Below are 20311 nucleotides of genomic sequence, written 5' to 3'. Positions count from 1 at the left end.
CCGTCCCCAGCCATCGACGGGGTGAGACGCGAGCCGGCGCGGGTTCTGATCGTGGGGGGCGGGCCCACCGGTGCCGCCCTCGCCCTTCTGCTGAGCCAGCAGGGCATCCCGCTCACCCTGATCGAAACCAGCCGGAATCTGGATCGGGTCTTCCGCGGCGAAGCCCTGATGCCCAGCGGTCTGGCCGCCCTTGAACAGATCGGCGGTGCCGACCTGCTGGACGGACTGCCCCAGCGGCCCCTGGCCGGCTGGCGTTTCGTGCTGGACGGCCGGGAGTTGTTTCGGGCCGCGGAACCCCTGGCCCCTGGCCCTGCCTGCACCCTGGTGAGCCAACCGGCCCTGCTGGAGCGCCTGTTGGAGCGGGCGGCGGGCTATCCAGGCTGTCAGGTTCTGCGAGGCACCGCTGCCACTGGGCTGGTGGAGCAGAACGGCCGTATCTCGGGGATCCGGCTGGCGGACGGCCAGGAGCTGCGGGCCGATCTGGTCCTGGCCTGCGATGGGCGCAGCTCATTGCTGCGACGCCTGGCCGGCCTGGAGCTGCAGGAGCAGAGCAGCCCCCTCGATCTGCTCTGGTTCCGGCTGCCAGCGGCCTCCACGACCTCTGCCGCTCCGCCACTGCCCCAGGGAGACTGGTTCACCACCGTGGTAGGCCCCGCCGGGATCTTCAGCCTGTTCAACGGGGCCACCGGCGTGGCGCAACTGGCCTGGGTTCGTCCCCGTCGCGCCGTGGCGACAGGCCCGGTTCAGACGACGCCAACGCCAGCGGAGAGCCCCTGGCCGGAGTGCTGGGCCCGCCAGAGCCCGCCGGAGCTGAGGGCCTGGATGCGCAACGGCAGTGTGCACGCGACGGCACCGGTGCCCCTGGCCGTCCGCGTGGGCCTGGCTCCCCGCTGGCATCGGCCTGGCCTGCTGATGCTGGGCGATGCCGCCCATCCGATGAGTCCGGTGCGGGCTCAGGGGATCAACATGGCCTTGCGCGATGCTCTGGCTGCCGCGAACCATCTGATTCCGCTTCTGGCGGAGGGTGCCCAGCCAGCGGCTTCCCAGCTTGATGCCGCCCTGGCCGCGATCGCAGCCGAACGTCTGCCGGAGATCCGGACCCTGCAGACCCTGCAACGCCAGGAGGCCGAACGGGGGATGCTGCTGCAGGGCCAGCCCTGGCTGAGGGCGTTGCTGCTGGCGGGGGCTCCGTGGCTGGCTCCGGCTCTGCGCCATCACTGGATCGACCAGCAACGACCACTGCGGCAGGGAGTGACCACCCTGAACCTGCTGGAGAGCCCGCGCCTGCTGGAATCGTGAGGGCCCGTCATGATGCAACAGCCTGTCCGAGCGGAGTGATGGCTGACAGCCCTGCCCCCAACTCTGGCCCTTCCCGTGCCAGGCCAGTGGAGCCGCAGCTGGATCTGCCCTGGGAAGCAACCACCCGCACCAGAGCACCACAGCCTGGGCAGTCTGCGATCCAGCGATCAGGGATTGGGCTGAGGTTGCTGCAGCTGAGTCCCTTGCTGCTCTGCCTGCCGTTGCCTGCGGCCCTGGGGAAAGATCTGCCCCCTTACCCCAGCAACGCCGAGTTCCGTCAACTGCAGCTGGCCGCCCAGGACTGTGGCCGTGAGAACAACGATGCCACCTGCACCCCGGCGCGGGACCAGGCCGACCGCCTGATCGATCACCCGCGCCTTTCGGCCTCCTGCAAAGACGTGCTCTGGGAGATTCGGGAGGGCTCCGAGGTCACGGCGGTCAACAGCTACGTCAGACGAGAAGCGCTCAACAGGGCGGCAGGCGACCTGATGGTGATCTGCCGCGCCCAGGCCAAACCGACTCCGACCACCGACAAACCTTCGTCACCGTTTCAGCAGTGAACCGTTCGTGAACCGATTCAGCGCCGAAACGGTTCAAGGGGCAGAGGGCACTGGAGCCTCTGCCGCATCCAGCAGAGCGCGGGATGTGCTCTCCATGAAGGGCACCGACCAGGGCGTCACCACGATGGCCCGGTCAGCCAGCTCGCAGGCTCCGCCCTGACGACCAGCGGCCGAGCAGCTGGCGCTGAGTTTGAGCAGGGCGTTGGTGAGCTTGCCCCGCAGGCAGCTTTCAGCGCCGGCATGGCTGAGCACAGCCTCCGCAGCCTTGCGGGTCTGCTGGACCGCAGCGGGATAGGAATCGACCGGGCCGAGCCCCATGGGTGCCGCCTGGCCAGGACGGGCCAGGGGCACGAGAATGGCCGCCAGCACCAGGGCCAGACCGGCAGGGCGGGACGAGGGAAGCAGCACGGGCGAGCTGGGGCAAAAGGAGCGCAGGCAGAGTGCGACCCGGCCATGAAGAAACGCTAGCGACGGTTGCCGGAGCCAGCCCGTTCTGGGGCCAGGCGTAGCTTGGGTCTGTTGCGGCTTACGTGATGACCAGCGGTGTGCGTCAAGTGGTGCTTGAGCGGCCCTTCGACGACCAGAAGCCCGGCACCTCCGGCCTGCGCAAGAGCAGCCGCCAGTTCGAGACACCGCACTACCTCGAAAGTTTCCTCGAGGCGATCCTGCGGGTACTGCCGGGCGTCGATGGCGGCACCCTGGTGGTGGGTGGCGACGGCCGCTACGGCAACCGCCAGGCCATCCAGGTGATCGTCCGCATGGCAGCGGCCCACGGCGTGGCGCGGCTGATCACCACAACCGGCGGCATCCTCTCCACGCCGGCCGCCTCCCATCTGATCCGCCGCCATCAGGCCATCGGCGGCATCATCCTCTCGGCCAGCCACAACCCCGGCGGTCCGGAGGGGGATTTCGGGGTGAAGGTGAACGGCGCCAACGGCGGGCCGGCGCCGGAGTCGGTCACCGATGCGATCTATGCCTGCACCCTGGGGCTCGATGGCTACCGGATCCAGGACGCCGATCCGATCCCCCTCGACCAACCCGGTCGCCACAGGGTCGGCAGCCTCGAGGTGGAGGTGATCGACGGGGTCGAAGACTACGTGGCGCTGATGCAGGGCCTGTTCGACTTCGATCGCATCGGAGCCCTGCTGCGCGGCAATTTCCCGATGGCGTTCGATGCCATGCACGCCGTGACCGGCCCTTACGCCAGCCGTCTGTTCGAGGGGCTGCTGGGGGCCCCGGCCGGAACGGTGCGGAACGGCATCCCGCTTGAGGATTTCGGCGGCGGTCACCCCGATCCGAACCTCACCTATGCCCACGAGCTGGCCGCCCTGCTCCTGGACGGCGATGCCTACCGCTTCGGGGCCGCCTGCGACGGCGACGGCGACCGCAACATGATCCTGGGGGCCGGTTGCTTCGTGAACCCGAGCGACAGCCTGGCCGTGCTCACCGCCAACGCCACCCTGGCGCCGGGCTACGCCGACGGGCTCAGCGGCGTGGCCCGCTCCATGCCCACCAGTGCCGCGGCGGATGTGGTGGCCAGGGAGCTGGGTATCGCCTGCTTCGAAACGCCCACGGGATGGAAGTTCTTCGGCAACCTGCTGGATGCCGGCCGCATCACCCTCTGCGGGGAGGAGAGCTTCGGCACCGGCAGCAACCACATCCGCGAGAAGGATGGCCTCTGGGCGGTGCTGTTCTGGCTGCAGATCCTGGCCTGCCGCCAGTGTTCCGTGGCCGAAGTGATGACGGAGCACTGGGCCCGCTTCGGGCGCCATTACTACTCCCGCCACGACTATGAAGCGATCGCCTCCAGCGCCGCCGCAGAGCTCTACAGCCGGGTGAAGGCCATGCTCCCCAGCCTGAAGGGTGAGCGCTTCGCGGGTCGGGCGATCGCCACCTGCGACGACTTCTCCTACACCGATCCTGTCGATGGTTCCACCAGTGCGGGGCAGGGTCTGCGCATCCTGCTGGACGACGGCAGCCGCGTGGTGCTGCGCCTCTCCGGCACAGGCACCCAGGGCGCCACGCTGCGGGTGTACCTGGAGAGCTACGTGCATCCCGGTGGTGCCCTCACCCTGGATCCCCAGAAGGCGCTGGGCGATCTGATCCAGGCCACCGACCAGCTGGCCGAGATCCACCGGCACACCGGCATGGCACGGCCCACCGTGATCACCTGATCATGGTCATCTGATCGGTGCTCACCTGATCCGTGATCTCCCGCTCACTCTGACCAGGCTCGTCCCTGCTCCTAGCCTCAGGAGTAACGGTCCAATTGCTCGGCATGACCTCACCCACTGTTCCCCCGTCTGCCGCGGCAGTTCGCCCGTCTGCCGCCACAAGCCGCCTGTCTCCCTCAGGCGAACACTCCGGATGGCCACGCGTCCGAGTGATGGGGCTGGCCGTGCTGCTGATGGGGATCGGCCAGGCCGCACCTGCCGGGGCTGTTGATGGGAATCAGGTGAAGGCACTCTGCATGGCGGGCTTCAACGCCGCCATGGCCGCCGCCGGCAAGACACCACCCGCTGGCATGGGGGAGTTCACCTGCACCTGCTTCCTGGAGCAGGTTGAAGCCGGCAGCAACATCGACCAGGCCCGCACCACCTGCAGGGACAAGGCCGCGACAAGGTATCCGGTGAAATGAACGGCGCCAGCCCATGAGGCCCTCCTGGCCTCCGCCAGGGATGCAGCCGCTCCACCAGGGGAGGCCGGAGTGGTGGAAGGCCGATCTGGTGGCAGGCATCACCGTGGCGGCCTATCTGATTCCCCAGTGCATGGCCTACGCCGAGCTGGCGGGACTGCCCCCGATCAGCGGGCTTTGGGCCATCCTGCCGCCGCTGCTGCTCTATGCACTCCTGGGCTCCTCGCCCCAGCTGTCGGTGGGGCCGGAATCCACCACGGCCGTGATGACCGCCGCCGCCATCGGTCCGCTCGCTGCTGGCGATCCAGGCCACTACGCCGGGCTGGCCTCTCTGCTGGCCCTGGTGGTGGGTGGGCTCTGCTGCCTCGGAGCCTGGGGCCGGCTCGGATTCCTGGCCGATCTGCTCTCCAAGCCGATCCTGGTGGGCTACATGGCCGGGGTGGCGGTGATCATGATCACCAGTCAGCTGGGCAGGATCTGCGGGCTCACCCTGGCGGCCGATTCGATCGGTGGGCAGATCCAGGAGCTTGTGCAACGGCACGTGGAGGTGCACGGGCCCACCCTGGCGCTGGCGGCGGCGGTGCTGACCTTCCTGGTGGTGCTGCAACGGCGCTGGCCCAGCCTGCCCGCTCCCCTGTTGGCGGTGCTTCTGGCCACGGCGGTGGTGGCGGCTCTCCAGTTGGACCGTCAGGGCGTGGCGGTGATCGGCCCGATTCCGGCGGGGCTGCCCCAGTTGAGCCTGCCCCTGGGGGAGACGCTCCCCACACTCAGGTCCCTGCTGCCCACCGCGGCAGGCATCGCCCTGGTGGGCTACTCCGACAACGTGCTCACTGCCCGGGCCTTCGCAGCTCGCAACGGCTACCGGATCGATGCCAACCGGGAACTGTTGGCCCTGGGGGCTGTGAACCTGGGCAACGGGCTGCTGCAGGGCTTCCCGGTGAGCAGCAGCGGCAGCCGCACCGCCATCGGCGACACCGCCGGCAGCCGCAGCCAGGTGTTTTCCCTGGTGGCCTTCCTGGTGGTGATCCTGGTGCTGCTGGCCCTGCGGCCGGTGCTGGCGCTGTTCCCCAAGGCGGCCCTGGGGTCCATCGTGATCTACGCGGCGCTGCGGCTGATTGATCTGGGCGAATTTCGGCGGCTGCGCAGCTTTCGCAGCAGCGAATGGCAGCTGGCTCTGGCCACCCTGGCGGGGGTGCTGCTCACCGACCTGCTCACAGGTGTGGCCGTGGCGGTGGCGCTGTCGGTGATCGATCTGTTCAGCCGGCTGGTGCGGCCCAACGATGCGGTGCTGGGGGAGGTGCCCCAGCTGGCGGGTCTGCACGACATCCACGACTGGGCGGGAGCACGGACACTGCCCGGACTGGTGATCTACCGCTACGACGCGCCCCTCTGCTTCGCCAATGCCGACCATTTCCGCCGCAGAGCCCTGGCCGCGATCGAGGCCGAAACCACACCGGTGGCCTGGTTCGTGGTCAATGCCGAAGCGATCGTGGAGATCGACATCTCAGCGGCAGACATGCTGATCGAGCTGATCCAGGAACTCCGCCATCGGCAGATCGTGCTGGGCCTGGCGCGGGTGAAACAGGATCTTTACGGCCAGTTGGTGCGGGCGGGCTTGCTGGACGCGATCGGTGCCGATCACATCTTCCCCACCCTGAGCAGCGCCCGGCAGGAGTTTCTGCGCTCCAGACCGCCCGCCTGCGCCTCGGCCGGAGTCAGAGATGACGTCCAGACATCCGGCGCTGAACCAGCCGGTAGCAGCCGTCATGAGTGACCAACGAGCGAGCCACCAGCTGGCCGGAGAGTGAGCCCCGTGCCACCAGCACCTGGCTTCAGCCGCCAGGGCCATCGCCCACTCACCCCCCGAGATCTGAGTCCGGATCGTCCTTGGCCACCAGAGCCAGCTGTCGCATCGTTTCACCCCAGCTGCCGCAGGCGCCGGCCACGCTGACCACCACCGCCAACTTCACCAACGGGATCGGGGTGAGCAGGCTGCCAGGGGTGCGCATGGCGCGGTGGGCCAGCAGCGCCAGAACAGTGGCCGCCGAGGCCATCAGAGTGCCGGCCAGGGCGATGCGGCGGCGATCAACGCGCCGCTGACGGCCGCGGCGGTAGCCAGGAGGAGGGGGGAGAGGCATGGCACAGAGGCAGCGAACCTGGGAAAGAGCCGCTCAGGGCGACGGTTGAGGCGGAACCGGGGGCTGCACGGCGGGTACGGGATCGTCGGCCAGAGGATCGGAGGTGTCGGCGCTGGCGGGAAACCAGTCGCGCTCGAGGTTCTTCATCAGGACATAGAACGAGGGCACCACGAACAGGCTGAGCACAGTGGCCACCAGCAGGCCACCAAAGATCACCGATCCCAGGGAGCGTTGACTCAGAGCACCGGCACCATCGGCGATCACCAGGGGGAAAAAGCCCGCCAGAGCCGCCATGGCCGTCATCAGGATCGGGCGAAGGCGGGATCGAGCCGCGCCGCTGGCCGCCGCCGGGATCGATTCGCCCCGCTCGAGGCGCTGGTTGGCCAGATCAACGATCAGGATGCCGTTCTTGGCAGCGAGGCCGATCAGGGTGACCAGCCCAACCTGGGCATAGACGTTGTTCACCTGCCCGCGCATCACCAGGAAGGCCAGGGCCCCCAGCATCGCCAGTGGCACGGTCATCAGGATGATCAGCGGATCGATGTAGCTGCCGTACTGGGCGGAGAGCACCAGATAGACCACCACAATGCCAAGGGCGAAGACCAGGATCGCCAGAGAACCGGCCTGCACCTCGGAGCGGGACAAGGCTGACCAATCCATACCGATGTTGCTGAAATCAAGCTGGCTGAATGCCTGCGACAGGCTGTCGATCGCCTGACCACTGCTCTTGCCGATCGCCTCGGCCCCTTGGATCAGCACGGTTCGATACAGGTTGAAGTGACTGACAATCGGCGGAGCGCTGTCCAGCCGGGCCTGAATCACATTGGAGAGAGGGATCTGCTGACCCTTGCCGTTGGTCACATAGAGATTGGCCAGATCCTCCACCACACTCCTGCTCTCTCCTTCGGCCTGCACATACACCTGCCGGTATTGGCCATCTTCATAGGTGGGATTGACGAAGCGGCCTCCCGCCAGGGCCCCCAGAGTGGCCATGGCATCGCCATAGTTGATATCGAGCGAGGCCATCCGATCGCGATCCACATCCAACCGCCAGACCGGTGCATCACTGACGAACTGAGTATAGATATTGAAGAAATCCCCCGTGGCCCGCGCCTTGACGATCAGCTGATCAGACAGCTTGGAGAGATCGGTGGGCGTATAGCCACCATTACTGAGGTCGTTGAACTGAAACGAGAATCCCCCCTGGGCGCTGAACCCAGGCACCGCGGCGGGAGACTGGGAGAGAACCACGGCGCCGGGAATCTCACGGAACTTCTGGTTGAAGCGACGGATGATCGCCTGCGCCGACTGCTGCGGAGAGGTGCGTTCCTCAATCGGCTTGAGACCGAAGAAGAAGATGGCCTGGTTAAAGGCTCCACCATTGAATCCGGTTCCACCAATCAACTCACCAGAGACAACTTCCGGTTCTTCGGCGATGATTTTTCTGGCCTTATCAGCAACTTCCATGGTGGCTTCGATCGAAGCCTGCGGCGGAAGCTGGATGATGCCGAGCCCGTAGCCCTGGTCTTCCGTCGGCACAAAACCGGTGGGAACGGCCGTGAAGGCAATGCCCGTGAGCACCACGCCACCGAGCAGAACAGCAACCACCAGACGCCGCAGGCGGATCACCTGGTCAAGCAACCGGGCATAGCCGGCAGCCAGGCGCTCAAAGAAGGCGTTGAAAGCCTTGAAGATCGGCTGCAGGAAGGTGCCGATCAAGGCACCCAGCAATCCGAAGAGCAGCATTGTGACCCAGCCATTCACCATGTAGCCGTAAAGGCCACCGATGGCGGCTCCAATCAGGGTCCACTTCAATCCTGTGGGATTGGTCTTGCCGCCTCCCAGCAGCAACGCCGACTGCAATGGCTTGCCAGTGATCGCATTGAAGGTGGACACCAGGATCGAAAACACGATCGTGAGGGCAAACTGGCGGTAGATCACGCCAGTCGCCCCAGGAAAGAAGGTGACCGGAATGAACACAGCCAGCAGCACCAGGGCGGTGGCCAGGATGGCTCCGGTGAGTTCCTTCATCGCATTCGATGCCGCCTTGAACGGCGGGTCGCCCGCCTCGATACGGGCCGAGACTGCTTCCACCACCACGATGGCGTCGTCCACCACCAGGCCGGTGGCGAGAATGATCCCCAGCAGGGTGAGTTCGTTGATCGAGAATCCGAACGCCTTGACGAAGACAAGGGCGCCGAGCAGGGCGATCGGCAGGGCCAGGGCAGGCACGGCCGTGGCCTTCCAGTCCTGAAGGAAAAGGAAGATGATCAACAGCACCAGCACAACGGCGTCGCGCAGGGCATCCAGCGCCGCTTCGATGGAGCCATTGATGAAGTCAGTCTGATCAAAGACCTTTTCAAGCCGCACACCTGGAGGCAGGGTACTTTCAAACTGCTTCAGAACAGTATCCACCGATTTGGCGGTTGAGATCGCATTGCTACCGGGCAGCTGAATCACGCCAAACCCAACACAGGGATAACCGGTCTTGGCGTTGATCGCTGACTGATAGAAGTTCTGAAACGCATATTCGGCACGGCCCACATCAGACAGGCGAATCAGGCCGCCATCCGATCCCTCAGCTGTCTGGCTCCCGCCCGGGCCTTTGGCCAGGATGAGATTCTCAAACTCCTGGACCGTTTCCAGGTTGCCGTTGACCAGCAACGGGTAGGTGAGGCGATTGGCCGGAACCGAAGGGGGGCCGCCGATGCTGCCGGCGATCACCACCTGGTTCTGTGAGCTGAGGGCATCAATCACATCATTGATGCTGAGATTGAAGCGAGCCAGCTTGAGGGGATCGACCCAGAGGCGAAAGGCAGGATCGCTGGCTCCAAAGACATTGACCTGGCCCACCCCGTCGGCACGGCTGAGGGGGTAGAGGAGGTTGAGCTGAAACAGACCGTTGAGATAGTTGCGGTCGAACTGGCCTTTGGTGGAGGTGAGGTTATAGACCAGCAGGTAACTTGACGCCGTCTGCTGCACCGTGATGCCCTGGGCATTGACCTGCTCAGGCAGCTGGGCCGTGGCCGTCTGCACCCGGTTGAGCACATTGACCTGATCAATATCGGCGTTTGTGTTCGGCTTGAAATAGACATTGATCTGGCTCACCCCCTGGCCGGTGCTGTTGGAGGTGATGTAATCCATCCCCGGCGCCCCGTTGATCTGCTCCTCCAGAGGTCCGGTCACGGCACTTTCCACCGTGAGGGCATCGGCACCCGGCAGGTTGGCTGTCACCGCAATGGTGGGTGGCGCGATGTTGGGCAGGTTCTCAATCGGCAGCAGCGGCAGGCTGATGATGCCAGCCATCAGAATCAGGATGCTGCACACGGTGCTGAGCACCGGGCGGCGGATGAAGGTGTCCGAAAGGCTCATGGACGAGCGGACCCCGCAGAGGTCGTACGCACAACGGAGCCGGAGCGCAACTGCGCCAGGTTGCCGAGGATGAAGCGATCACTGCTCTGCAACCCATCCAGAAGAGCAAAGCGTCCCTGCTGCAGCGCCCCAACCTGGACCGGCACCTGAACGGCGACCAGGCCTCCCGATGGGGGCTGGCTCGCCAGGGGGCGGCCAAGGCGACGGCTGGCCTCGGCCGCCGGCAGAGCCAGGAACACGAACGTCTTGCCTGCCTGCAGCAGAACCGCGCTTTCGGGAATCGAGAGCAGGGGCTCCTGGGCGAATACCAGCGTGGCACTCACCCGCTGCCCGTTGCGCAGCAGGCCATCGCGGTTGTCGAACGTGGCCTTGGTCAGCAGGGTCTGGCTGGTCTTGTCCACCGAGGGGGCCACGAAGGTGAGAGAGCCCCGGGCCAGCTGCCCCTGTTGATCCGGTAGTTGCAGGATCACAGGCAGTCCTCGGCGCACCCGCCAGGCCTGGGAGGCCGGCACATCAAGACGCACCCAGAGAACGGAGTTATCGATCACCGTGGTCACCACGGTGCCGGCCCGCACAAAGTCGCCCAGCTTGACGTTGATGTTGCCGACCTGGCCTGCGATCGGAGCGACGACATCCTTGTAGGCCAGGGTGGCCTGCTGACCGATCAGCTTGTCCCGGCTGGTGAGGGCCTGGGTGACGAAAGCGTCACGCTGCAGGGTGGAAACAGCCCCCTGCTCGTTCAGGAAGATGAAGCGCTGGGCGTTCACCAGATCCTTGCGGGCCTCCGAGGCCGCCGCATTCACCTCGGCTCGCTGCTGCACCTGATCCAGCCGGAACAGGGGCTGGCCCTGGCTGACGCTCTGCCCCTCCCGCATCGGCATGGCAATAATCCGACCATCAATCTCAGCCGCCAGCTGCAGATCCCGGATCGCCTCAAGGGTGCTCTGGTAGGTGGCCTGGTCGTTGAAGGTGCGTGGCGTGGGCTGCTCGATCATCACCAGGGGCGCCTGCGGTGGCGGTGGCTTCGGTGGGCTGCACGCCTGCAGGGGCAACGCCAGGACCACCAGCCCGGCTCCGAACCTGAGGGCAACGAGCGACTTCACAGAATCCGGGAGGCTGGGCGGATGATAGGTGGGATCAAGTCCAATCACCATCTGCGCCGCAGACCCTGGCGATTCTGATGGTAAATCGGATCGGGATTGGCGGCCTGCAACTGCCGCATCGCTTCGATCGCCAGCCCGCTCAGGGCTCCGGCTGCCGCCAGCAGGCGCCGCAGCCAGACCAGATCGCCTGGGTCGATCGAGGTGGGGGAATGCTGCACGATCGATTCCATGAACAACCCCACGGCCCAGCCGATCACCATGCCGATCAGCAGGGCCACCACCACCCGCTTGCCCTGAAAGGAAGGGCGCTTGGCCGGCGCTGCGGCAGGCCTGCGATCGTTGTCAGGAGGAGAAGAGGACGCCATGGCCTGGGGATCAAGCGCCATCGGAACCGGGAAGGGTGGGCGCGGGTTGCGATGGGGTGGAGCCACCAGCCAGCAGCGTCTTCACCACCACATAAAATACGGGAACCACGAGCAGCGACAGCACCGTGGCCACCAGCAATCCACCGAACACCACCGTGCCGAGAGACGCCTGACTACGGGCCCCGGCGCCACTGGCGAGCACCAGGGGCAGGAAGCCGAACAGCGATGAAATGGCGGTCATGATGATCGGCCGCAGACGCGACTGGGCCGCGTCGCGGGCGGCATCGAGGGCCGTGGCCCCCTCGGCCATGCGCTGATTGGCGAGATCGACGATCAGGATGCCGTTCTTGGCCGCCAGGCCGATCAACATCACCAGGCCGACCTGGGCATAGATGTTGAGCACTTCGCCGCGCAGGGCGAGGAAGGTGAGGGCACCCAGCATGGCGGTGGGCACCGTCATCAGGATGATCAGGGGATCGGTATAGCTCTCGTATTGGGCAGCAAGAACCATGTAGACCACCAGGATTCCCAGGGCAAAGATCACAACCGCCAGGGATCCGGCCTTCACCTCCTCACGGGAGATGCCGGTCCAGTCGAAATTCAGGCCCTGCAACGACTGCGCCTCGAACAACTGACGCATGCCATTGATCGCCTGGCCTGAACTCTTGCCGGCAGCCGGGCTGCCCTCAATTTTGATCGAACGGTAGAGATTGAAGTGGGGAATCACACTGGGGCCCTGGGTGGACCGCACCGTGAAAAACTCCGACAGGGGAATCTGGTCGCCTGAAGCATTGCGCACATAGAGAGCCTTGAGCTTCTCCGGCGTGGCACGGTTGTCTTCGTCGGCCTGCACGAAGACGCGCCGCACCTTGCCCTCCTGGAAGGTGTCGTTGACGTAGCTGCCACCGAAGTTGACACTGAACGATCGCATCGCATCGCCGAAGTCGATTCCCAGGGATGCCAGGCGATCCCGGTCCACATCAATGGCCAGCTGGGGAGCTTCCGGGGAGAACAGGGTGAAGACCCGCTGAAAGAGATCGCTGCCATTGGCCTCGCGGATCAAGGTGCCCGCCGCCTGGAAGAAGCTCTGGAGGTTAAGGGCGCCGCCGCTGCGGTCCAGAAGCTGGAATTCAAAGCCTCCAGAGGTGCCATACCCCGGAATCGCCGGTGGTTCGACCACAAACACCCGTGCCTCCTGAATCTGGGAGGCCATCTTCTGGTTGAGCCGTCCCACAATCGCACCCATCTCCTGCTCGCGGGTCTGGCGGTCATCCCAGTTCCGCGTGCCGAAGAAAAACAGACCCTTGTTCGGGGCATTGCCATCCAGACTGGCGCCACTGAACACAGAGGCGGCCGTGATGTCCTTCTCGGTTCGCAGGATCTCGGCCACCTTCCGGTTGATCCGATCCGTGACCTGCAGGGAGCCCCCATCGGGGGCCTGCACAAAGCCGATGGCATAGCCCTGGTCCTCGATCGGAACAAACCCTCCCGGGATGGCGCTGAAGGCCACACCGGTGAGGGTGATGCCCCCTGCCAGCACAGCCATCACCAGAATGCGCCGATTCAGCGCCCAGCCCAGCAGGCCCCTGTAGCGGTCTTCGAAGCCGGCATAAAGACCGTTGAAACGGCGAAAGATCACCGGGGTGAACCAACCGGTGGCCAGGCCCGCCGCCGCGAAGATCAACACCGTCAACGGGGTCTCCACCCCGCCGAAGATCAGGCCCACCGCCGCGGCCCCCACCGTGAAGGGCAACCGCAGGGGCAGACCTGTGAGAAGTTTGGCCACATAGCCAACGAACAGTCCCACCACCACAGCCGAGAGCACGGGCAAGACACCACTGCCTCCAGCCAGCAGGCCATAGATGAATCCGATCGAGCCGCCGGCGATCGCATAGGTGCGCCGTCCCGGAGGCTCAGAATCCTGAGCGAGCAGGAGCGCCGAGAGCATCGGCGAAAAGGTGAGGGCATTGAAGGTGGAGATCGCCACTGAAAAGATGATCGTGGCGGCAAATTGCTTATAGATCGTGCCGGTGGCTCCCGGGAAGAACAGCACCGGCAGAAACACCGCAAACAACACCAGAGAGGTGGCGATCACCGCGCTGAACAACTCATCCATCGTGGCCATGGCCGCCCTGGCCGCTGTCAGGCCCGAAGCCTTTTTGGTGGAGGTGTCTTCAATCACGGTGATGGCGTCATCCACCACCAGACCCGTGGCGAGCACCAAACCGAAGAGAGTGAGCTGATTCAGCGAGAAGCCGAAGGCATTCACCAGGGCAAACGTACCGATCAAGGCCACAGGGATGGCGATACCCGGCACCAAGGTGGCTTTCCAGTCCTGCAGGAACAGAAACAGGATCAGCACCACCAGAACCACGGCATCGCGGAGGGAATCCACAACCCCCTGAATCGAGGCATTGATGAACTCAGTGTTGTCGTAGATCTGCTCCATCTTCAGACCCACAGGCATCACGGCCTGAAACTCGTCCAGAACAGCCTTCACACCCTCGGATGTCTTGAGGGCGTTGCTGCCACTCAGCTGGTAGACAGCCAGGCCCACGGAAGGAACGCCGCGGATATCGGTGGCCTGCAGGGCATAGTTCTCGCCGCCCAGACTGGCGCGACCCACGTCGCGCAGCCGCACGATTCCACCCTCAGGGGTGGTCTTGACGATCAGGGCCGAAAAATCTTCAACGCTGAGTAAGCGGCCCTGCAGCTGCACAGTGAACGTGAACTCCTGTCCCTTGGGCGCCGGTTCGCCGCCCACACTTCCGGAGGGCACCAGGCGGTTCTGGCTGCTGAGGGCCGCGACCACGTCATTAGAGGTGAGGCTAAACGCGGTGAGCTTGTCGGGATCGAGCCAGAGGCGGAAGGCGAGTTTACGTTCGCCGAAATAGGTGAGATCTCCGACCCCAGGCACCCGCTTGATTGAATCGGTGAGATTCTGATCCAGCAGCCCGCTGATTGTCTCAACACTGTAGGTGATTTTGGCAGGATCCTCACTGACGAAGTTATAGACCAACAAAATGGAGTTGGAAGCCTTGTTTACCACCACTCCCGCCTGGCGCACCTCCTCGGGCAAGGAGGGATTGGCGAGAGAAACCCGGTTTTGAACGTTGACCTGATTGATATCGCCATCGGTGCCACTGGCAAACGACACCGTGATCTGGCTGCGACCATCGGCAGAGCTGTTGGAACTGATAAAGTCCATGTTCTCCACACCATTGATCTGCTGCTCCAGCACCGTGGTGACGCCCTGCTCCACCGTGATCGCATCGGCCCCCGTATAACTCGCGTTCACGTTCACCGTGGGTGGTGCAATGTCAGGCAGGTTTTCGACCGGCAGCAACGGGATCGAGATCAATCCCGCAATCACGATCAGCAGGCTGCAGACCGTGGTGAGCACGGGGCGAACGATAAAACCGTTGGAAGGCGACACGGTGAACTCGAATCCGAAGACGACACTGATGCGTGGAGGCGAACGCGACCGCCTTAGTTGACCTTGATCGGCATGCCGTGGCGCAGGTTGAGCAGGTTGCTGGTGATCACCTGACGGCCGGAATCCAGGCCTTGAAGCACGGGATATCGATTGTTCTGCAGACCACCGAGCTGCACAGGCGTCTGCAGGGCGAAGCGGGCACTGGGCGGCAGAGCCTCCAACTGCTCGATCGGCGCCTTGCCCGGCTGCAGTTTCAGTTCAGCCAGGGTGCCGACCCTGAAGACGAAGCTCTGACCAGACGACTGGGTGACAGCCGCGAAGGGCACGGAGGGCAGCTGACGCCGATCCAGCTCGACGGTGGCCCGCAGCCGCTGACCGTTGCGCAGGCCGCCGCCCGGATTGGCGAACGCCGCCTTGACCAGCAGGGCCTGGGAACCCGCCAGCACGTTGGGGTCGACCGAGTCGATCCGGCCCTCCACCAGCACCCGATCCGAGCCGGCCTGCTTGAGGGTCACCGGCAGACCGGGGCGGATCCGATCGGAAAAGATCGCCGGGACATCGATGCGGGCGAAGAGACGATCATTGCGAATCAGGCGGGTGAAGGGATCGCCGGCACTGATCACATCGCCCACCTTCACCTGAACGTCTGCCACCGTGCCGTCGATCGGCGAGCGCAGATCTCGGAACGCCAGATCGGCCCGCTTGGCCAGCACGGCTTCGCGAGACTCGATGTACTGAGCGCGGAACTGATCGCGCTGGATTGCACTGGCAGCACCCTGACGCACAAGATATTCAAAACGCTGGTAATTGAGTTTGTCCTTTTCCTCCCTCGCCAGCAGGGTGGCCAAGTCAGCCTGGAGCTGAACCTGATCGAGCACCAACAACAGCTGGCCGGCCTTGACCTTGTCGCCCTGGCCAATGCCGAGCTGCTGGATCCTGCCGCCGGCCTGGGCGGCCAGCTGTACCTCATCAATGGCCTCAAGGGTGCTGACCGTCTCCACCCGCTCGCTGAAGGGAGCGATCTGAACCGGAGCGGTGCTCACCACCAGGGGCTTGGCCGCTGGAGGCGCGGGCTTGCCACAGGCCGCCAGGAGCAGTGTGCTCAGGGCAACGGCCATGGAGGCGGTCTTCGAGGCCGTGGCGTTGAACCGGCCTGACGCCCTCAAAGTCCGACAAGGGGATCCCGTCGCGCGTCCCAAGCCCAACAAGGTCCATCCCTGATCTGTGGCGCCATTCTGAAGGCTGTGGAAGCTCTCCGCCAGAGGGGGTGGCTGGCGCCAGGATCGTCCACAGCAGCAGGACCAGCCGGTGTGAGTGACCTCTTCAGCCATCAGGGGGAGCAGCGACGCGCGGCGCTTGCTCCCCTCGCCGATCGGCTGCGGCCGCGGCGCCTCGAGGAGTTCGTGGGCCAGCAGTCGATTCTGGGGCCCGGCCGGCTGCTGCACCGGGCCATCAGCGCCGACCGGGTGGGCAACCTGATCCTGCATGGCCCGCCGGGTACGGGCAAAACCACCCTGGCCCGGATCATCGCGGCCACCACCCGCGCCCACTTCACCAGCCTCAACGCCGTGCTGGCGGGGGTGAAGGACCTGCGGCTGGCGGTGGAGGAGGCCCGCGCCCGGCTGGAGCGGCACGGCCTGCGCACCCTCCTGTTCATCGATGAAGTGCACCGCTTCAACAGTGCCCAGCAGGACGCACTGCTGCCCTGGGTGGAGAACGGCACCGTCACCCTGATCGGTGCCACCACCGAGAACCCCTACTTCGAGGTCAACAAGGCACTGGTGAGCCGCTCGCGGCTGTTCCGGCTGCAACCGCTGGAGAGCGGCGATCTGGAGGCGCTGCTGCAGCGGGCCCTCACGGACGTGGAGCGGGGCTATGGCGGCCGGGCGATCCGGCTGCTGCCCAAGGCCGCAGCGCACCTGGTCGACGTGGCCGGAGGGGATGCCCGCAGCCTGCTCAATGCCCTGGAGCTGGCGGTGGAGACGACGGAACCGGATCGGCACGGCACCGTCACCATCGATCTGGCGATCGCGGAGGAGTCGATCCAGCAACGGGCCGTGCTTTACGACAAGCAGGGTGATGCCCACTTCGACACGATCAGCGCCTTCATCAAATCCCTGCGCGGATCCGATCCCGATGCCGCCCTGTTCTGGCTGGCTCGGATGGTGGAAGCCGGGGAGAACCCCCGCTTTCTGTTCCGCCGCATGCTGATCGCCGCAGGAGAAGACGTGGGCCTGGCCGATCCGATGGCCATCGTGGTGGTGGAGGCCTGCGCCGCGGCCTTCGAACGGATCGGCCTGCCCGAGGGTCTCTACCCGCTGGCCCAGGCGGCCCTGTATCTGGCCGGCACCGAGAAAAGCAACAGCACCCTGGGCGTGTTCGATGCGATCAAGGTGGTGCGCACCGCCAACAGGCAACAGGTACCGGCCCATCTGCGCGATGCCAACCGCGATGGGCAGGCCTTCGGTGATGGGGTCGGCTACCGCTACCCGCATGCCTACGCCGAGCACTGGGTGGCCCAGCAGTACCTGCCAGTCGCCCTGCAGGGCGAGGTGTTCTGGCAGCCAGGGGCGGTGGGCTGGGAGGGGCAGCGGCGCCAGCGGCTGCAGGAGCGGCGGGCGGCCCAGCTGGGAGCGGCGGCGGAACTCACCGAGGAGGCCGGGGAGCTGCTCACCAGCAGCCCGGAGGATCCCCGCCTCGAGCGATGGCTGCAGCGCCAGGCCAGTGCCGAAGGCGCCAGGCTCGATCAACTGCGGCAACGATTCTGGAAAGACGCTTGCCTGAAGCGCACCGACCGGGTGCTTGTCCTGGAGGCGCGATCGCTGCTCTGGGCGCTGGATCCCCTGCAGCGGGTCCCGGAAGGTGGTGTGGTGATCGGCCCAGCCACAGACGACGATAGAGAAAGGATTCAAAGCCACCTGGCCCTGCTTGACAGCCTGCAGCGGCCGCGTCTGCTCGGGGCCGGCCCTGCAGGGCTCGGGGCCGCCAGTGGCCTTCTGCACAAGGAGGAGCGTTTCGAATGGATCGTGGCGCGCCAACCACTGCGGCACATCGGGGCCTCCGGCTGGAGCACCTGGCTGCAGCAGCTGGACCAGCTGGCGGCCCCAGCGGCCGAGATCCGCCTGTTGTTCAGCGCACCGATGATCGGGCCGGCCAGCGCCCTGCGCTGCCTGCGCACTTCCATGGCGAAACCCAAGCCATCTGCAGCCCGAGGTGGTGTCGGGTCTGAAGTTCTGGCACGCCTGGAGACACGGGAGCAGGAGTGGTTACGGCAGGAGCTGGCCGCTGAGGGCTGGGCCTTGGCAGGTCTGGGTCAGCGGGGTTGGGAATGCAACAGCGAAGCCTGGGAGGAGTCACTGCCGCTGCCGCTCACGCCATCCCTGCTGGAGCGCTGGTTTGCTCCCGGCAGCGCCTATTGCCGCTGGCTGCAAGAGCAGGGCGAGGGCGAGGCCCTGGCCCTCCTGCTGCAGGATCTGAAAGGCCTGCCGAATGCCGTTCTGCCCCAGCGCCTCGAACATCGGCTGCTGCTAGCCCGCCGCACTGGAGCGTGAACAGCCACGCCACAGGAGGGGCGGATGGGCACAAAAAAGCCCCGGCTGAAGCCGAGGCGGAAAGGACCAAACACGGCCCAGGATCACCAGAGGCCGCGGATGGGCTCAACGGGCATCGGGGCGGGGGCGGCTTGACGGGGAGCAGCCACAGCATCGGCCATCTGGTTGGCCTGGATGCAGGCGGGCAGGAAGACGTACCAGGACAGCAGGGAGGTGCATTGCGCTTCACCCTGGCAACGACCCTCTGCACAGATGTTCTGCTTTCCGTCGTAGGTGTTGCAGGTATCAGCCAGGCGGAAGTCAGTAGGCAGGGCCGCCATGATCCCGGCCGAGGAGATCGAACCATCCACGGAATCGGCAATGATCGCCGAACGCAGCGCCTGGACGGCGTAGGTGTTCATCGTCCAGTAGGGGAAGTAGCTGCGGGTGGCGTTCTTGAGGAACTTGACTCCGTTATCGGAATAGAGGAAACGGGAGACGCCGACCAGGTCGACGCTGTACGTCTTGGACAGACCGGTGCGAACCTCTTCGGAGGTCCAGCCGGAGCGGGCCAGACCGCTGGCAAGACCGCGATCGGTCACATCACCGGAATCAATAAAGGTCGAGAAGGCATCAAGGTTGGTGGACCAGACGGCACCGCCGCTGTTCCAACGAACGGGAAGATCGTTGTCAACTGCGGCAGAGGCCGGCAGAGCAACGGTGGTGAGGGCCGTTCCCACGGCGAGACCGGCAAGCAGGCGCTTCAGCACGGGACATAAAAGGGGACTTCGTTCCAAAACTAGCCTTCAACCGCAAAGACGCCCACGCTGCAAGCCCCTGCTCCTCAACCCGTCACCGAACGATGGACACCAGCAATGCGGTCGTTACACCATCAGCGTCGCAGCCCAGTCGCAACCGAATATCTCCGGACTTGCTGACAGGTCAGATACCAGAAGGAATTCCAACGAGACCAGAGCAACGACAATCTCTTCAGTCCCAGCTCCACACGGTGCAAGGCCGCCCGGGAAGCAAGCCGGGGCCGACGCTGCATTGTCACCAAATGATCACATCGATAGACTGGGTCGCAAATTGCGGCGCATGAGTGCCCGGAGACGCGTGATCCTCATGTTGTCGATTCGCCTTCAACGCCGCCTGGCCAGCGAGTCATATCAGCACAGGCACGAAAAAAATGCACGTGCTTTGCATCACGGCATCCGCCCCAGCAGGTGGGCCCGCGTCACACCCTCCCCTACCGCCGCCCACAGCCACTCCCCCCGCTGACCGCTGCAGCTGGGGGGAGTGGCCCCATCAACCAACTGGCGAAGCTCGCAGCGGGCGTGGTCAAAGCACCAATTATGCAATTCTGCAGCCAGGCTGGAGCGGCGCCACTTGATCGCCGCCTCCTTGTGCACCCAGCTGGTCAGCACGGCCTGCTGCAGGCTTACGGGATCTTGGCTCCAGGGGCCGTCCAGAAGCTGTCGACGCTCCGCTGCAGGGAAGTGACGCTGGATCAACGGGACTGCCGCCAGACGACGGGTCAGGGATTCAATGTCGACACCGATCGGCCGGGGGGACCAGGCCGTCAGCAGGGCGGCACCGCTGTTACTGATGCCGGTCCAGCCGTGCCCGGCCTCCAGACGCGGTGCCTCCCCAGGGGGGCTGTGCAGGGGCACCGCGGCTGGATCACAGCGCAGGGGCTCCGCCAGTTGGGCGCGCAACAGGGCACGACTGGCCGCATAGCAGCTCCGGCGGGGTTCCGCCAGACTCGCGCACCAGCTCCGTTCCTGGTGGCTCAGCCGCTCCAGCACATCCGACGGCGTCACCATGGAGACCAGCCACAGCTGGGGGTCCGCTTCTAGGCTCACCCCCTCCG

Annotated in this window: 15 protein-coding genes; 6 read left to right on the top strand and 9 right to left on the bottom strand. The window is 65.3% G+C overall.

All coding sequences use genetic code 11. The annotated features are described in order from the left end of the window. Window positions 1–21 precede the first annotated feature (21 nt). Both VB777_RS02165 and VB777_RS02160 read left to right on the top strand, forming a co-directional pair. Entirely contained in the window at window positions 22–1299 is a 1278-nt protein-coding gene (locus VB777_RS02165; protein ID WP_323246787.1) for an FAD-dependent monooxygenase, read from the top strand. 185 nt (window positions 1300–1484) lie between these two features. After that, window positions 1485–1859 (top strand): hypothetical protein, encoded by a 375-nt coding sequence (locus tag VB777_RS02160; RefSeq protein ID WP_323246785.1) that lies wholly within the window; start codon window positions 1485–1487, stop codon window positions 1857–1859. 33 nt (window positions 1860–1892) lie between these two features. On the opposite strand, the gene VB777_RS02155 is transcribed toward VB777_RS02160, so the two are convergent. Further along, entirely contained in the window at window positions 1893–2267 is a 375-nt protein-coding gene (locus VB777_RS02155) for a hypothetical protein (RefSeq protein ID WP_197171837.1), read from the bottom strand. A 125-nt stretch (window positions 2268–2392) separates the two neighbouring features. Here VB777_RS02155 and VB777_RS02150 point away from each other — a divergent pair, with 125 nt between their 5' ends. From VB777_RS02150 to VB777_RS02140, 3 genes are all read left to right on the top strand, one after another. After that, window positions 2393–4033: an alpha-D-glucose phosphate-specific phosphoglucomutase gene (locus tag VB777_RS02150; RefSeq protein WP_322758283.1), complete on the top strand. Its 1641-nt coding sequence runs from the start codon at window positions 2393–2395 to the stop codon at window positions 4031–4033. A gap of 212 nt (window positions 4034–4245) precedes the next feature. After that, complete coding sequence (locus VB777_RS02145) at window positions 4246–4497, top strand: hypothetical protein (protein ID WP_197158670.1); 252 nt, start codon at window positions 4246–4248, stop codon at window positions 4495–4497. A gap of 40 nt (window positions 4498–4537) precedes the next feature. Further along, complete coding sequence (locus VB777_RS02140; protein WP_323246781.1) at window positions 4538–6268, top strand: SulP family inorganic anion transporter; 1731 nt, start codon at window positions 4538–4540, stop codon at window positions 6266–6268. Window positions 6269–6350: 82 nt separating this feature from the next. Here VB777_RS02140 and VB777_RS02135 read toward each other — a convergent pair whose 3' ends face one another. Genes VB777_RS02135 through VB777_RS02110 form a run of 6 tightly spaced genes read right to left on the bottom strand, consistent with a single transcriptional unit; the run spans window position 6351 to window position 16026 of the window. Continuing rightward, entirely contained in the window at window positions 6351–6632 is a 282-nt protein-coding gene (locus VB777_RS02135; protein WP_197158668.1) for a hypothetical protein, read from the bottom strand. 33 nt (window positions 6633–6665) lie between these two features. Beyond that, window positions 6666–10004, bottom strand: coding sequence for an efflux RND transporter permease subunit (locus VB777_RS02130; RefSeq protein WP_322758281.1), 3339 nt, complete (start codon window positions 10002–10004; stop codon window positions 6666–6668). Beyond that, on the bottom strand, window positions 10001–11107 hold the full coding sequence (locus VB777_RS02125) for an efflux RND transporter periplasmic adaptor subunit (protein WP_323246779.1): 1107 nt from the start codon (window positions 11105–11107) through the stop codon (window positions 10001–10003). The genes VB777_RS02130 and VB777_RS02125 overlap by 4 nt, the downstream gene beginning before the upstream one ends. A 44-nt stretch (window positions 11108–11151) precedes the next feature. Next, a complete protein-coding gene (locus tag VB777_RS02120) occupies window positions 11152–11493 on the bottom strand; it encodes a hypothetical protein (protein ID WP_323246777.1) in 342 nt (113 codons plus the stop codon). Continuing rightward, entirely contained in the window at window positions 11483–14908 is a 3426-nt protein-coding gene (locus tag VB777_RS02115) for an efflux RND transporter permease subunit (protein WP_323246776.1), read from the bottom strand. The genes VB777_RS02120 and VB777_RS02115 overlap by 11 nt, the downstream gene beginning before the upstream one ends. Window positions 14909–14961: 53 nt before the next feature. Next, a complete protein-coding gene (locus tag VB777_RS02110) occupies window positions 14962–16026 on the bottom strand; it encodes an efflux RND transporter periplasmic adaptor subunit (protein ID WP_323246775.1) in 1065 nt (354 codons plus the stop codon). Between the two features lie 192 nt (window positions 16027–16218). Here VB777_RS02110 and VB777_RS02105 point away from each other — a divergent pair, with 192 nt between their 5' ends. Further along, window positions 16219–18459, top strand: a complete 2241-nt coding sequence (locus VB777_RS02105) for an AAA family ATPase (protein ID WP_323246772.1) — start codon at window positions 16219–16221, stop codon at window positions 18457–18459. Between the two features lie 83 nt (window positions 18460–18542). Here the strand turns inward: VB777_RS02105 and VB777_RS02100 are convergent, their stop codons facing one another. Both VB777_RS02100 and VB777_RS02095 read right to left on the bottom strand, forming a co-directional pair. Continuing rightward, the gene (locus VB777_RS02100) at window positions 18543–19208 is read right to left on the bottom strand and encodes an alpha/beta hydrolase (protein ID WP_197158661.1); all 666 of its coding nucleotides are present in this window, start codon (window positions 19206–19208) and stop codon (window positions 18543–18545) included. Window positions 19209–19643: 435 nt separating this feature from the next. Continuing rightward, window positions 19644–20264, bottom strand: a complete 621-nt coding sequence (locus VB777_RS02095) for a 4'-phosphopantetheinyl transferase family protein (protein WP_323246770.1) — start codon at window positions 20262–20264, stop codon at window positions 19644–19646. Between the last annotated feature and the right edge of the window lie 47 nt (window positions 20265–20311).

This window comes from Synechococcus sp. CCY9202 (assembly GCF_034931685.1).
Taxonomy (GTDB): domain Bacteria; phylum Cyanobacteriota; class Cyanobacteriia; order PCC-6307; family Cyanobiaceae; genus CBW1002.
This window is presented reverse-complemented; position numbering and strand designations above follow the sequence as displayed.

Excerpts from the sequence above, each read along its gene's own strand:
- VB777_RS02150 (WP_322758283.1), top strand. The coding sequence starts at position 2,393 with ATGACCAGCGGTGTGCGTCAAGTGGTGCTTGAGCGGCCCTTCGACGAC.
- VB777_RS02145 (WP_197158670.1), top strand. The coding sequence starts at position 4,246 with ATGGGGCTGGCCGTGCTGCTGATGGGGATCGGCCAGGCCGCACCTGCC.
- VB777_RS02140 (WP_323246781.1), top strand. The coding sequence starts at position 4,538 with ATGCAGCCGCTCCACCAGGGGAGGCCGGAGTGGTGGAAGGCCGATCTG.
- VB777_RS02135 (WP_197158668.1), bottom strand. The coding sequence starts at position 6,632 with ATGCCTCTCCCCCCTCCTCCTGGCTACCGCCGCGGCCGTCAGCGGCGC.
- VB777_RS02130 (WP_322758281.1), bottom strand. The coding sequence starts at position 10,004 with ATGAGCCTTTCGGACACCTTCATCCGCCGCCCGGTGCTCAGCACCGTG.
- VB777_RS02120 (WP_323246777.1), bottom strand. The coding sequence starts at position 11,493 with ATGGCGCTTGATCCCCAGGCCATGGCGTCCTCTTCTCCTCCTGACAAC.
- VB777_RS02110 (WP_323246775.1), bottom strand. The coding sequence starts at position 16,026 with ATGGCCGTTGCCCTGAGCACACTGCTCCTGGCGGCCTGTGGCAAGCCC.
- VB777_RS02095 (WP_323246770.1), bottom strand. The coding sequence starts at position 20,264 with ATGGTGACGCCGTCGGATGTGCTGGAGCGGCTGAGCCACCAGGAACGG.